The 13,611-nt window shown below is 71.0% G+C and carries 12 protein-coding genes; 5 read left to right on the top strand and 7 right to left on the bottom strand.

The window, feature by feature from the left end:
- The first annotated feature begins 29 nt into the window (after window positions 1-29).
- From ACTIMO_RS08405 to ACTIMO_RS08390, 4 genes are all read left to right on the top strand, one after another.
- Complete coding sequence (locus ACTIMO_RS08405) at window positions 30-491, top strand: MarR family winged helix-turn-helix transcriptional regulator (protein ID WP_448182126.1); 462 nt, start codon at window positions 30-32, stop codon at window positions 489-491.
- A 95-nt stretch (window positions 492-586) separates the two neighbouring features.
- Entirely contained in the window at window positions 587-787 is a 201-nt protein-coding gene (locus ACTIMO_RS08400; protein WP_448182125.1) for an AsnC family protein, read from the top strand.
- Window positions 787-1,431, top strand: coding sequence for a GIY-YIG nuclease family protein (locus tag ACTIMO_RS08395; protein ID WP_448182124.1), 645 nt, complete (start codon window positions 787-789; stop codon window positions 1,429-1,431). The genes ACTIMO_RS08400 and ACTIMO_RS08395 overlap by 1 nt, the downstream gene beginning before the upstream one ends.
- Window positions 1,432-1,795: 364 nt before the next feature.
- Window positions 1,796-2,920, top strand: coding sequence for a hypothetical protein (locus ACTIMO_RS08390; RefSeq protein ID WP_448182123.1), 1,125 nt, complete (start codon window positions 1,796-1,798; stop codon window positions 2,918-2,920).
- A gap of 114 nt (window positions 2,921-3,034) precedes the next feature.
- Here the strand turns inward: ACTIMO_RS08390 and ACTIMO_RS08385 are convergent, their stop codons facing one another.
- Window positions 3,035-4,174, bottom strand: coding sequence for a PfkB family carbohydrate kinase (locus ACTIMO_RS08385; RefSeq protein WP_422390371.1), 1,140 nt, complete (start codon window positions 4,172-4,174; stop codon window positions 3,035-3,037).
- A gap of 107 nt (window positions 4,175-4,281) precedes the next feature.
- Between ACTIMO_RS08385 and ACTIMO_RS08380 the strand changes: the two genes are divergently transcribed.
- Window positions 4,282-5,709: a family 4 glycosyl hydrolase gene (locus tag ACTIMO_RS08380; RefSeq protein ID WP_448182122.1), complete on the top strand. Its 1,428-nt coding sequence runs from the start codon at window positions 4,282-4,284 to the stop codon at window positions 5,707-5,709.
- Here the strand turns inward: ACTIMO_RS08380 and ACTIMO_RS08375 are convergent.
- The 6 genes from ACTIMO_RS08375 to treY all read right to left on the bottom strand — a co-directional run bounded on the left by ACTIMO_RS08375 (window position 5,664) and on the right by treY (window position 13,576).
- Window positions 5,664-6,464 (bottom strand): HpcH/HpaI aldolase family protein, encoded by an 801-nt coding sequence (locus tag ACTIMO_RS08375; RefSeq protein WP_422390372.1) that lies wholly within the window; start codon window positions 6,462-6,464, stop codon window positions 5,664-5,666. The two genes, ACTIMO_RS08380 and ACTIMO_RS08375, sit on opposite strands and share 46 nt — an antisense overlap.
- A gap of 44 nt (window positions 6,465-6,508) precedes the next feature.
- On the bottom strand, window positions 6,509-7,048 hold the full coding sequence (locus ACTIMO_RS08370) for an N-acetyltransferase family protein (RefSeq protein ID WP_448182121.1): 540 nt from the start codon (window positions 7,046-7,048) through the stop codon (window positions 6,509-6,511).
- A complete protein-coding gene (gene mgrA, locus ACTIMO_RS08365) occupies window positions 7,048-8,094 on the bottom strand; it encodes an L-glyceraldehyde 3-phosphate reductase (RefSeq protein ID WP_448182120.1) in 1,047 nt (348 codons plus the stop codon). Before mgrA ends, ACTIMO_RS08370 begins: the two co-directional genes overlap by 1 nt.
- A gap of 52 nt (window positions 8,095-8,146) precedes the next feature.
- Complete coding sequence (locus tag ACTIMO_RS08360) at window positions 8,147-9,352, bottom strand: GGDEF domain-containing protein (protein WP_055769278.1); 1,206 nt, start codon at window positions 9,350-9,352, stop codon at window positions 8,147-8,149.
- A gap of 163 nt (window positions 9,353-9,515) precedes the next feature.
- Complete coding sequence (gene treZ / locus ACTIMO_RS08355) at window positions 9,516-11,267, bottom strand: malto-oligosyltrehalose trehalohydrolase (protein WP_448182119.1); 1,752 nt, start codon at window positions 11,265-11,267, stop codon at window positions 9,516-9,518.
- Entirely contained in the window at window positions 11,264-13,576 is a 2,313-nt protein-coding gene (gene treY, locus ACTIMO_RS08350) for a malto-oligosyltrehalose synthase (protein WP_055768219.1), read from the bottom strand. The genes treZ and treY overlap by 4 nt, the downstream gene beginning before the upstream one ends.
- Window positions 13,577-13,611: the final 35 nt, after the last annotated feature.

Below are 13,611 nucleotides of genomic sequence, written 5' to 3'. Positions count from 1 at the left end.
CATAAGAGACTGTATGTCAGAATTCTGACATGGGTCAAGACCGGATCGAGCTCGAATCCTCCGTGGGGTACCTGCTGAAGGAGGCATCGAGCAGCCTCCGGGCGGCCATGGACGCCGTCCTCCGACCCCTCGACATGACCGTCACGCACTACTCCTGCCTCGAACTCCTCGCCCAGCGCCCCGGCCTGTCCAACTCCGACCTCGCCCGCGGGGCCTTCGTGACCCGACAATCGATGAACGTCCTGCTGCATGCGCTGGAACGGGACGGATTCGTGACGCGGCCGGCCGAGGCTCCAGCCGGCAGGACCCTCCCCGTCACGCTCACCCCGCTGGGCAGGCGCCGCCTCGAGCAGGCGAGCACGGCCGTCCGGTCGGTGGAGGCACGGATGCTCCGGGGCATGACGCGGGAGGAGCAGTCGCACGCCTTCCATGCGCTGCAGCGCATGGTCCGGTCGCTTCGCGAGGACGACGTGCCGGGCGGCCAGGGATGACGCCGGCCCTCCCCGGCCCGCCGCCCGATACCCGCACGGCACCCTTGCCCTTCCTGCCATTTGTCAACTAATGTTGACGAATGGAGGTGGAGCACATGAAGACACTCATCGGCTCGATGGACGGGGAAGGACCTGCCGCATCACTGCAGGCGGTCGCGGAACTGCAGAGGGCGATCGGGCGGGCGGAGGCGGGGCTGGTCCGCAGGGCCCGTCAGGCCGGTCTCTCCTGGGAAGCCATCGCCCAGTCCCTCGGCGTCAGCAAGCAGGCGGTGCACCGGAAGTACGGCAAGCAGTAATGCCGCCACCTCGGCTCGGGCCGCTGCTCGACGCGACCCTGCATTCCCTGCCACCGGCCGGGAAGATCGACGACGTGGTCGAATCCCCACCCGGCTGCGTCCTGTCGGACGGCGGCGGCGGGCCCTGCGGGCGTCCGGTGGAGGATGCACCGTTCGCCCTCTGTGCTGTGCACGTGGCCCTCGTCGCCGAATGGTCGGACACGACGTCGGGAATCACCGACCTCCTGCCCTCCGCCTGCCGTGCCTGCGGGTCTCGGCTCGGCGTCCGGTATCCGTCGGGCTGGGTGTGCGCTGCCTGCGAATGGCCCGTCGGCGCGGTCCTCGACGACGGCCTCCCACCCCCGAGGGTGGACGTCGTCTACTACCTCCGCTTCCGGGACCGCATCAAGATCGGCACCACGGCGAGCCCGCGCCGACGCCTGGCGCGGATCTGGCACGACGAACTCCTCGCCTTCGAACGGGGCGACCGGCTCGTGGAACACCGCCGTCACGCACAATTCGCGGCGTCACGACGCGACAGGTCGGAATGGTTCACCACCACCCCGGACCTCGAGGCCCATGTGGGGCGCCTGTCCGCCGGCGTCGTCGATCCCTGGGCGCTGTATGCGCGCTGGCTCGGCGAAGCGGCGGCCCTGCGAGGCTGAGCTGTTCCCCGCGGTGCCGACCTGGAGGAGGACCTCGGGCCCTGATCGACCGGTCCGGTCGGACGCTTGCTGGTGCCGGCTCCTCCCGGCCTGCTCTGTCGACCGGACGCGGGCCAGGATCGGAGGTGCGGGACGGCCCAGGAATGGCGGATCGGCATGCCTGCCGACCGTGAGCGGCAGCGGCTCGAGCCGGTGGTCCGCGACGCGGAACCACTGGACCTGGCGACGGATGACGGCCCGTGGACGCACGGGCGCATCCTCCCACACATCACGACCCAGCCCGGTGGCCCGGCTGCGTCGACCCGCAGCCCGAAGGACGGGCCCTGCTGCTGCTAGTCTGGCGCCACGCCGAGCAAGGAGCACAGTGGTACCCGAGATCGACCCGCAGAACCTGCCGCCCCGGCAGATCGACCTGATCAACGAGGGCCGGAGGCTCGAGGGGATCGACATCACCCTCTTCGGCTACTTCGGTGGACCGGAACTGCAGGGCGCGTGCATCGGCCGCATGCAGCTCGACGAGGACGGGCAGCTGCCCGCGTCGAACTACGACTCGCCGGAGGAGCGGCTCCACGCCCTCGTCCAGGCGCAACTGCTGCGCGGCGCCCTCCGCCGATCCATCCCGATCGTCCTCGACGGCATCTTCGAGGACATCTTCGCCCTGCGCACCCTCGAGACCGCCGACGATGACGTGGGCGCCTACGTCACCTCGGCCGCGGCCCGCGTGGTGGACACCCTGCCCCGCGCGTACCGGTCCCACTACACCTCCGGCTTCCTGCAGCGCTTCGCCGTCGTGCTCTCCGAGGTCGCCGCGGAGTTCGAGCTGGGCTGGGACCGGGCGCGGACGTTCGCGCACGGCCTTGCCGTCTACTGTCTCGCCCGCAGCGGGGTCCGGCACGCCGACGCCGAGTACGGCACGAAGCTCGGGGCGATCGGGATCGACCGCATCGTGAGCGGGCTCCTGGAGGACACGGACGCGCTGCAGGGGACCTACCAGCGCATGTCCGGCGACGACGACGCGGCGTCATCGTGGTTCACGCCCTACGACGCCGCGGCCCGCGTGAATCCGTACCTCCATCCGGAGGGACAGCCCAGCACGGAGCAGATCGACCTCCTCGAGCACCAGGTGACCAGCGAGGTGCCCGAGAAGTACCCCGGGACCTCGCGGCAGGTGGCGCTCAGGAACGGTGAGCTCGTCGACATCAGCCCCTACGCCTCGCGGCACTACTTCCTGTGCCCCGTCGCCGTCGAGCAGGCCGTCCTGGAGGCCCTGGATTTCACCGGACTCCCGCCCGACTCCGAGTGGGAGGACCTCCTCCTGTACATCGCATGGCACGGGGCGGCCGAGCACCCGGCCTGGAAGAGCTATCACTACATCGCGCCCGGCTTCGAGGGCGAGAAGGCCTATGTCGCCCTGGTGGCCGGCATTGACGAACTGAAATCGCCGGTGCTGACCATCCAGTACGTGGGAGAGGTCCTCGACGAGTCCTAGGACCCGGGAGACGCGACGGTCCGTGCCGACGCCTTCCGTCGGCCGACCGGTGGGCGGTACTCCCTCGGCCGTCGATCCACGCCCGGCACGGCTCGGCCCCCGGGGCGCCACCGCTCAGCCCAGGTCGGCGATCCCCTCACGCCTCGCCTCCGCCGGGCCCGACGACGGCGCGGCGTCGGAATGCCGGGCGATGGTCGCCGAAGCCCGGCGCACGGCCTCCGTGGGGACGTCGGACACCAGGTCCTCGAGGAAGGCATAGCGCCGCAGCCACTGCTTCCGGACGCCGTCGCGCCCGGTGTTGACCCGGTGCCACCAGTCGGCGATGTCGCCCCACCCGGGCGCCGCCAGGGAACCGCCCACGTGCTGCACCGACAGGGAGGCACACAGATTGGCGAAGCTCAACCGGTCCGCCAGGGGGAACCCGGCGAGGTCGCCCATGACGAATGCCGCCCCGAAGCAGTCCCCCGCTCCGGTCGGATCGTAGGCAGAGACCGGGAGCGCCGGCACCCACTCCTCCTCACCCGTCAGCGAGTCGATCGCGATGGCGCCCTGCTGACCCACCGTCACCACGGCGACCGGCACGCGATCGGCGAGGGAGTAGAGCGCGGCCCACGGGTCCTCGGTCCGCGTGTACGCCATGGCCTCCACGGCGTTCGGCATGAACGCGTAGAAGTGTTCGAGCGAAGCCAGCGTCTCGGGCGCCCACTCCCCCTCCGGGTCCCAGCCCACGTCGCCGAACAGCTTCGTCCCCGCAGCTGCGGCGGCACGCGCCCAGGGCTCCACCTCCTGCTCCACACCGACGACGGCGGCGCGGCACGACGGCGGCGTCCCGATCAGTTCCGAGGCGCGCAGCGGCGACGGGTGCCCGTGCGTGATCATCGACCGGTCCTGGTGCACCGAGAGCGACACCGTGACGGGCGAGTGCCACTGCCCGAACACCCGCGACCGCGACAGGTCCACGTGCTCCTGGTCCTGCAGGACGTCCCAGTTGAACTGTCCGTACCCGTCATCGCCGAAGGCAGCCGCGAGTGTGGTGCGCAGGCCCAGCCTGCTCGCCGCGATGGCCTGGTTCGCGATCCCCCCGGGCCCGGACCCCATCCCGTCGGTCCACACCTCGGTCCCCGGCGACGGCAGTTGCTCGAGGCCCGTGAAGATGATGTCGAAGAACACCTGCCCGGCGAGGAGGAGGTCGAACTCGGGGCCGTCCGGGCCACGCGTGGCCGCCAGCGGATCGAACCGGTGCTGTGGGGACATGTACGGCACAATACTTGCAAGACGCGGGCAGCGGGCCATGAACGCCCGCACCACCACGGGCGGCGGAGCACCGGCCGCCCCCCACGATGACGGAAGCGGGTCCAGCAGTGCGCTCATCGACCGGACCGGGAGCCACCCTCGTGATCGTCGGCGGCGGCGGCTTCCGCGTGCCACTGGTGTACCGGGCGCTGGCGGACGGGCCGTTCGCCGGCCTCGTGTCCGACGTCGTCCTGCTCGACGCCTCTGCGGAACGGGCGCGCGCGATCGCCCGGGTGCTGCACGCGATGCCCCCGCCGACGGGGAGCCCCGCCCCGGCGGTCCGCGTGGAGACCGATCTCGCGCACGCCCTCCCCGGCGCGGACATCGTCTTCGCGGCCGTGCGCAGCGGCGGGGCGGACGGGCGCGTGCTGGACGAACGCGTGGCCCTCGAGGCGGGCCTGCTCGGCCAGGAGACCGTCGGAGCAGGCGGGATCTCCTACGCCCTGCGCTCCATCCCCGACATGCTGCGGCTGGCCACCGCGATGCGGCAGCTCGCCCCGGAGGCCTGGCTAATCAACTTCACGAACCCCGCCGGGATGGTCACCGAGGCGGTCTCCGCCGTCCTGGGCCACCGGGTCATCGGCATCTGCGACTCCGCCTCGGGGCTCGTCACCCGCGCCGCCCGCGCCGTCGGCCTGGACCTCGGGGACTCGCTCGAAGGCGTCGACTACGTGGGCCTGAACCATCTCGGGTGGCTGCGCGGGCTCGACGGCGGCGCGTCCGCCGGGCAGGAACGCGGGCACGACGGCGGATCGCCGTCGCCCGCCGCACGGGACGGCGACAGGCTGCCGGCCCTGCTCGCGGATCCCCTGCGGCTCGGCTCCTTCGAGGAGGGCCGGCTGTTCGGACCGGACCTGCTGAGCAGTCTCGGCGCCCTGCCGAACGAGTACCTGTTCTACTACTACTTCCACCGCGAGGCCCTGCGCGCCATCCGGGGTGCGGACAGGACGCGCGGCGAGATCCTCCGTGATCAGCAGCAGGGCCTCTACCCCCGCCTCGCCGAGGCCGTCGACCCGTTCGGTGCCTGGGAGGATGCGCGCCGCGAGCGCGAATCCGGCTACCTCGCCGAGGCGCGTCCCGCCGACGAGCAGCGGGACGAGGCCGATCTCGCCGGTGGCGGCTACGAACGCGTGGCGCTGCGGGTCATGCGGGCACTACTGACCGGCAGGCCGGCCGAACTCGTGCTCAACGTGCGGAACGGGACCACGTTCCCCGAACTGCCGGAGACCGCCGTCGTGGAGGTGCCGGCGGTCGTCGACGCCTCCGGGGCCGCGCCGCGTCCCGCGGCTCCGCTGACCGCGCACCAGCTCGGGCTGATGGCCGCCGTCAAGGCCGTGGAGCAGGACACCGTCCGGGCTGCGGTGCACCGCGATCGAACGGCGGCCCTCCGTGCCTTCGCGGGCCATCCACTGATCGACTCCTTCCACGCCGCGACGGCCGTCCTCGCGGGCTACGAGAGGGCGTTCCCCGCACTGGCGGAGTTCTGGACCGACTGATCGGAGGCGGCCCGGCGCAGGTTCTCGCGGAGACCCGACACGCCGAGCGCGAGCAGGGCCGCGTCCGTGGTGGAGGCGATCCAGTGGAAACCCGACGCCGCGAGGAGCGCTGCCCGTTCTGGCGAGCCGGCGTACGCGCCGGCGGTGATCCCGGCGTCGCGGCAGGCCCGCACGATCCTCGGCAGCGGCGCGTCGTCGTCGGTCGCCGCCAGGAGTTCGTCCACCTGCAGCCCCAGGGCCAGGGACAGGTCGAACGGCCCCACGAACAGCATGTCCACGCCGTCGAGCGCAGCGATCTCCCCGGCCGCGTCGAGTCCCGCGGCGGTCTCGATCAGCACGGCGCAGAGCGGTACCGCGTGAGGCCCGGCGTCGCCACCCGGCGCATGGACGGGCAGGCTGCCGTGGAGCGGACCCCAGCTCCGGGTACCGAGCGGCGGATAGTGGCTGGCGGACGACGCTGCCAGGGCGTCGGCGACACTGTCCACGAGGGGGACGACGACGCCGTCGGCGCCCGCGTCCAGGGCACGCCCGATCAGGGCGGGATCGTTCGCCCCGACCCGGACGAGCATCGGGGCGGAGCCCGCAGGGCGGTGGAGAAGCGCTTCGCGGAGGGAGCGGTCGTCGAAGTGCCCGTGCTGCGCGTCGAGCCCTACCCAGCCGGCGCCCGCGCCGGCGAGTTCGCGGGTCAGGCGGGCTTCGCCGAGTGTCGCCCAGACACCCAGCAGCGGATCATGGACGGTCGCATCGGCAGTCATGCTCCCATTGTGGCCCCCACCGCCACGGACTCCGAGCGTGACGGTCAGCCCGCCCCGCCGGCCGGTACAGGCGACTCGAGGAAGCGATGCATGATGTGCAGGCCCGTGGGGCCGAGGACGGGGTGATCGAACGCACGGGGCACGGTACCGATGATGCCGAACCCGAGCGACGTCCACAGGGCCACCGCCCGCTCGTTGGTCTGCACCACGGCGTTGAACTGCATGGCCGTGTACCCCTTGGTCCGGGCCTCTGCCAGCACGTGACCGGCGAGGGCCCGTCCGACGCCTCGGCCTGCCGCCTCCGCTGCGACCAGGAAGGAGGCGTTGGCGACGTGCGCCCCCGGTCCGCCGCGATTGGCATGCACCTGGGCGGTGGCGAGGACACGGTCCGTGGCCGGGTCGAGGGCGACGAACACCGTGAGGGTCGGATCGGGTCCCGCAGGTCCGGGGAGCCATTCCCGCCGGGCGGCTTCCTCGTCCATGTCCCGGTCCCAGCAGTAGGTCTCCCCTGCCCGGACCACGGGTTCCATCAGGGCCCAGACGGCCGGCCAGTCCCCGGCCGTTGCCTCCCGGAAGCGAAGCATCAGCCCTGGCGGCCCTTCGTCCAGGTGTTGATGTCCGAGTCCACCGCGAACTCGTCGATCGCGTGCAGCTCCTCCGCAGTGAAGTCGAGGTTCTGCACGGCCGTCAGACTGTCCTCGAGCTGGCGGACGCTGGACGCGCCGATCAGCGCCGAGGTGACGGCGGTGCCCTTGGGCTGCGGACGGATGATCCAGGCAATGGCCATCTGCGCGAGGGTCTGCCCGCGGCCCTCGGCGATCGCGTTCAACCCCCGGATGCGCCGCAGGTTGTCCTCGGACAGCGAGTCCTCGGACAGTGACTTGTGCGCGGCCGCGCGGGAGTCGGCGGGGACACCGTGCAGGTAGCGGTTCGTGAGGAGCCCCTGGGCCAGCGGCGAGAAGGCGATGGACCCGGCGCCCACCTGCTCGAGGGCCTCGGGGAGGTTCGGGGTGCCGTTCTCCACCCAGCGGTTGAGCATGGAGTAGGAGGGCTGGTGGATGAGCAGCGGCGTCCCGAGGTCCCGCAGGATGGCCGCCGCCTGCAGGGTCTGCTCGGGCGAGTAGGAGGAGATCCCCGCGTAGAGCGCGCGCCCGGAGCGGACCGCGGTGTCGAGGGCACCCATCGTCTCCTCCAGGGGCGTCGCCGGATCCGGGCGGTGGCTGTAGAAGATGTCGACGTACTCGAGGCCCAGGCGCCCGAGTGACTGGTCGAGGCTCGCCAGCAGGTACTTGCGGGACCCGAAATCGCCATAGGGTCCGGGCCACATGTCATAGCCGGCCTTGCTGGAGATCACGAGCTCGTCCCTGAACGGGCGGAAGTCGTCCTTCAGGTGCCGGCCGAAATTCGTCTCGGCACTGCCATAGGGCGGTCCGTAGTTGTTGGCGAGGTCGAAGTGGGTGACGCCGAGGTCGAAGGCCCGGCGGAGGATGTCACGCTGAACATCGAAGGGCTTGTCGTCCCCGAAGTTGTGCCACAGGCCGAGGGAGACGGCGGGGAGCTGCAGGCCGCTCTTCCCCACGCGGCGGTAGGGCATGGAGTCGTAGCGGTCTTCGGCGGGGTGGAAGGTCATGTCCTCATCCTAGGTGAGCGGTACGTCGCCCACCGTCTTCGGAGGTCACCCCTCAGGGGGTGCGGACTGGACCGTTCGGTGGTTCGGCGGAGGACCCTCCGGTGGTGTCCGCGGGGCGGATGGCGCGGACCGCTTTGTCCCTGCCACCCGCCTTCGCCGCGTACAGGGCCTGATCGGCCGCCGCGATGGCGGCGTCGAGATCGTAGTTCAGGGCGTCGAGGGCGGCGATGCCATAGCTGACCGTCGGCATCTCGAATCCGTCCGGCGCACTGCGGCCCTGGAGGGCCATACTGACGTCCCGCGCGATGTCCTCGCTGCGCGCGGCCGACGCGCCGGGCAGCAGGAAGATGAACTCCTCGCCGCCGTAGCGGCCCACGAGATCGGTGGAACGCACCGTCTCGGTCGAGGCCTCGGCGAAGGCCCTGAGCACGGAATCGCCCGCAGCATGCCCGTACGTGTCGTTGACGGCCTTGAAGAAATCGAGGTCCGCGAGGATGAGGGCGCCCGGACGGGCGGTCCGCGCGAGGCGATCGGTGTGCAGCGCTGCGAGATCGAGGAACCCCGAACGGTTGAGCAGCCCCGTGAGGGCATCGCGGTCAGCCCGCGTCCGCAGGTCGGTGGCGATCTGCTCGGCGCTGAGGGCGGCGGCACTGAAGGAGACGACCACGAGCAGCACCAGGGTGATCAGCGTGGTGACACCCGAGCCGACGTAGGTGGTGAAGACGTCGCCGTTCTGCCCTTCGGCGATGAACACGACGCACCGGACGAGGTACAGCACGGACACCAGCGCGGAGACGACCGCGAGGGGTGCCTCGACACGGCTGTAGCTGCTCGGCAGGCGCCAGAGCTCCCAGGAGGCGAGCCCGATGGTCAGGGACATCATCCCGAGGAAGACCGGCCCGCCCGACCACGTGTTCGTTGCCGGAGTGTCCACCACCGACGCCAGCAGTGTCAGCAGCGGTGCCACGGAGAGCTGGAGCCAGGCCGGCTTGCTGGTCCTGAGGGTCCGCGCGCCGGCCCAGACGCTGACCGTCCCCATGACGAGCAGCGTGTTGGACAGGGGGTTCGCCCACACCTGGTGGACCGTGCCGTCCAGCAGGTAGCCGGTGGACCCCGTGAAGAAGAACGCGATCGCGGCACACCACCAGGCGCTGTACGCGGAGCGGGTCTGGCGGAACGACACCGTGTAGAACAGCACGAAGAGGGTGACGGAAACGGCTCCGAAAGCCACCCGCAGGGTCGTGATGTCCAGGGTCATGATGTGATCCGCCTCGCCTCTCCCGAACCCGGCCGACACTCGGCCACGCGGTCCGCCCCCCAGCCGGGAGGAATCTCCAGCCCAGTATGCAGGAGCGCACCGACCCTCACGGCCCGCGGCGGACGGTCCTGCCCCAACCTTGCCGTTCTCCTGAGCCCGCGGGCTAGGCCTCCGCCCGCGCCAGCACGAGGGAGGCGTACGGCGGGAGCTGGACCATGTCATCGAGCAGTCCGACCCCGTCGACGGTGGACAGGAGGACCTCGGCGCCGGCTGCGCGCACGGGGACCGACGCCTGGTGCTCACCGAGGTTCAGCAGCACCGAGGTGTGCCCCCGGTGCAGCACGATCCAGCGGCTGTCCTCGTCGAACTCGACGGAGACGGTGGTGAAATCGGCATCCCGGAGTTCCGCGCGGTCACGGCGGAGGCTGATGAGGTGCCGGTAGGTGGCGAGCAGCTCGGCGTGGTGTCCCTGCTCCGCCTCGGCCCAGTCGAGCTTCGCCGAGGCGAACGTCGCAGGGTCCTGCGGGTTGGGGACGTCCTCGGGGCGCCAGCCCATGCGTTCGAACTCCTTGAGCCGTCCCTCCGCCGTCGCCTTGCCGAGCTCCGGCTCCGGGTGGGAGGTGAAGAACGGCCAGGGCGTCGACGCGCCGTACTCCTCACCCATGAACAGCATCGGGGTGAACGGCCCGAGGATGTTGAGGACCGCGGCCTGGGCCAGCTGTGCCGGATTCAGCGTGGCACTGATGCGGTCCCCTGCGGCCCGGTTGCCGATCTGGTCGTGGTTCTGCGTGCAGACGACGAGCTGGAGGGGTGTGACGCGCGCCGGATCGATCTCGCGGCCGTGGTGGCGTTCGCGGAACGAGGAGTAGGTCCCGTTGTGGAAGAAGCCCTTCTCGAGGACCTTGGCGAGCGCGCCGACAGAATCGAAATCGAGGTAGTACCCCTCGGTCTCCCGCGTCAGGTTGACGTGCACCGCGTGGTGGAAGTCGTCGCTCCACTGGCCGGCGAGGCCGTACCCGCCGACGTCACGGGTCTGGATCAGTCGAGGGTTGTTCAGGTCGGATTCGGCGATGAGGAACAGGGGCTTCCCGAGCTCCTCGGCGCAGGCGTCCGTCCGGGCACCGAATTCCTCGAGGATGTGCACCGCGCGCTCGTCGTGCAGGGCATGCACGGCGTCGAGCCGCAGCCCGTCCACATGGTAGTCGGTGAACCACATGAGCAGGTTCTGCAGGACGTACTCCCGTACCTCGTCGGACTGCGGGCCGTCGAGGTTCAGGGAATCGCCCCAGGTGTTGGACATACCCTCGGTCAGGTAGGGACCGAAGAGCCCGAGGTAGTTGCCGCTGGGACCGAGGTGGTTGTACACGACGTCCTGGATGACTCCGAGGCCGCGCTGGTGGGCGGCGTCGACGAACCGCTGGTAGGCCGCCGGACCGCCGTACGTCTCCTGCACGGCGTACCAGAGCACGCCGTCGTAGCCCCAGTTGTGCGTGCCGTTGAAGGCGTTGACGGGCAGCAGCTCCACATACTGCACCCCGAGGTCCACCAGATGGTCGAGCTTCCCGATGGCGGCGTCGAGCGTGCCCTCGGGCGTGAAGGTGCCGAGGTGCATCTCGTAGATGACGCCGCCGTTCATCCCGGGCGACTGCCAGGCGCCGTCCTGCCACGCGTGCGCGGAGGGGTCGAAGGTCCGTGACAGCTGATGGACGCCCTCTGGCTGCCGGCGTGAACGCGGATCCGGGACCGGGGTGTCGGACCCGTCCACGAGGTACCCGTAGGCGACGTCGTCGCTCGACGCGGGGGGCTCGGCCGGCTTCCACCAGCCGCCGTCGCCCTGCGTCATGGGGTACTGCGTCCCCTCGACGACGAGGGTGAGGGATCGGGCGCGCGGCGCCCAGACATCGAAGGGGCTCATGCTGCGTCCTCCTGGACCAGTAGGGCTGCGGGGAAGGTGGAGAAGAGGTCTGCCGCGCGGACGGTCCCCCCGGAGACCGAGGCCCCGGTGAGCGCGCACGTGTAGCTGCCGGCGGGCAGGTCGACGGTGGTGTCGCCCCACCCACCACGCCGGTCGAGCCCGTAGGGCAGGCGCGTGATGAGCGTGATCGCCCCGCCACGGTCGAAGCCGAACACGTGGTCGGCGGCCTCGCCGGACGGGACGACGGCGGCGTACCCGGTGAACAGTTCGGGACGGTCCCTGCGCAGGGTGAGCGCCCGCGTGACGACGAGCAGCTTGGCGTGGGCGTCCTCACCGAGCTGCGGCAGCGCGCCGAAGGCGAGGTCGGTCAGGACCTTCCGGCGGGCGTCGTAGTCCACCTCGCGGCGGTTGTCCGGGTCCACGAGCGAGGTGTCCCAGAACTCGGTGCCCTGGTACACGTCCGGTACGCCGGGCATGGTAAGCTGCAGCAGTTTCAGCCCGATCGAATTGGACCAGCCGGCCTGCCGGATGCGCTCGACGAAGGCGGACACGAGGGCCGAGACGGCGCCGTCGTCGAACGCGGCGTCGACGGCCGCGTGCATCCCGCGCTCGAAGTCCTCGTCCGGTGCTGTCCAGTGCGTGCTGAGGTCTGCCTCGCGGGAGGCCTTCTCCGCGTAGGCATGGGCCCGCTCGCGCGTGAGCGGCCAGGCGCCGATGAGCGACTGCCACAGCAGCGGCGCGAAGGTGGGGTCGCCGATGGGCGCCAGCTCCTCGAGCTGCGCGAGGACACCGGTCCATTCGTCGGCGAGCTCGGAGATGACCGAGATCCGGGTCCGCGTGTCCTCGCTGCGCTTGGTGTCGTGCGTGCTCAGCGTCGTCATGGCGAGGGGAGCCTCGGTCTGGCGTTCGAGCAGCCGGCGGTGCAGCTCGAGCGGGTCGATCGCGAAGATCGCGGGATCCGCCCCCACCTCGTTCAGCGAGACGAGCCGCGAGTACCGGTAGAACGCGGTGTCCTCGACGCCCTTCGCCATGACCATGCCGGAGGTCTGCTGGAAGCGCTGGGCGAGTTCGGTCCACACACCGTCGCCCTCGAGGAAGGGGTTCAGCAGCGGGTGCAGCGCGGCGATGGTGTCGGCGAGGTCCGGACGGCGGACCTGCGCATCGCGCACGGCCTCGGCGAGGTACTCGGCGCCGCCCGGGAGGTAGCTGCGGTAGACCGGGAAGCAGGTGAGCAGTTCGGCGATCGCATCCGCCGTCGCCGCGGCGTCGAGCCCTGCCTCGGCGGGCACGAGGCGTGCGAGGCGCAGCACCTCGGAGCGCAGGATGCCGTCGGCGATGCCGCGCTTGGTCCCGTGGATCATCTCGTGGAACGGGTCGACGGGGACGGTGGCCGTGAGCGCGTGCTCGCCGGCCGGGTCCGTGAAGAGCCGGTCGACGTCCGCGAGGGCGTCGTATCCGGTGGTCCCCTCGGTGGCCCAGTCGGTGGGGAGCTTCTCCCCCGGCTCGAGGATCTTCTCGACCAGCACGTAGGCGCCGCCGGTGAGGGCCCGCAGGTCGTCGAGGTAGCCCTTCGGATCGGCGAGGCCGTCCGGGTGGTCGATGCGCAGGCCGTCCACGAGTCCCTCGTCGAACCACCGCTTCACCTCGCTGTGGCTCTCCTGGAAGACCCAGGGCACCTCGACCCGGAGCCCGGCCAGGCTGTTGACGCCGAAGAAGCGCCGGTAGTTCAGTTCGCTGTCCGCCCGGCGCCAGTTGACGAGTTCGTAGTGCTGGCGGTCGTGCACCGCGGCGCCGGTGTCACCGGGGTGTGCTGTGCCGTCCGCGATCGGATAGCGGTTGTCGTAGTAGTGCAGTTCGCCGTCGACGACGGTGAGCTGATCGAGCTCGCCGTCACCGTCACCGAGGACCGGCACGCGGAGGCGGCCGCCGTCGGCGTCCCAGTCGACGTCGAAAGCCTCCGCCATGCGCGAGGTGCGGCCCTCCTTCAGGAGCTGCCACCACCAGGCGTTGTCCGCGGGGGTCTCGATGCCCATGTGGTTCGGGACGATGTCCACGAGGACACCCATCCCGGCGGCCCGGGCGGCCCCGCTGAGCGCGGCAAGGGCCGAGGGTCCACCGCGGTCGGGGTCGACGGCGGTGGGGTCGGTGACGTCGTAGCCGTGGCCGGAGCCCTTCTCCGCCGTCAGGATCGGGGAGAGGTAGACCCAGTCCACCCCGAGGTCGTGCAGGTACGGCACCAGGGCCGCGGCCCGGTGCAGGTCGAACTCGCTCCGGATCTGCAGCCGGTAGGTCGATGTCGGTGTCAGCACGGTGGGGGTCCTCCTGGACGGGCGGTGGTGAAGGC

This window comes from Arthrobacter sp. CP30 (genome assembly GCF_053470025.1).
This window is presented reverse-complemented; position numbering and strand designations above follow the sequence as displayed.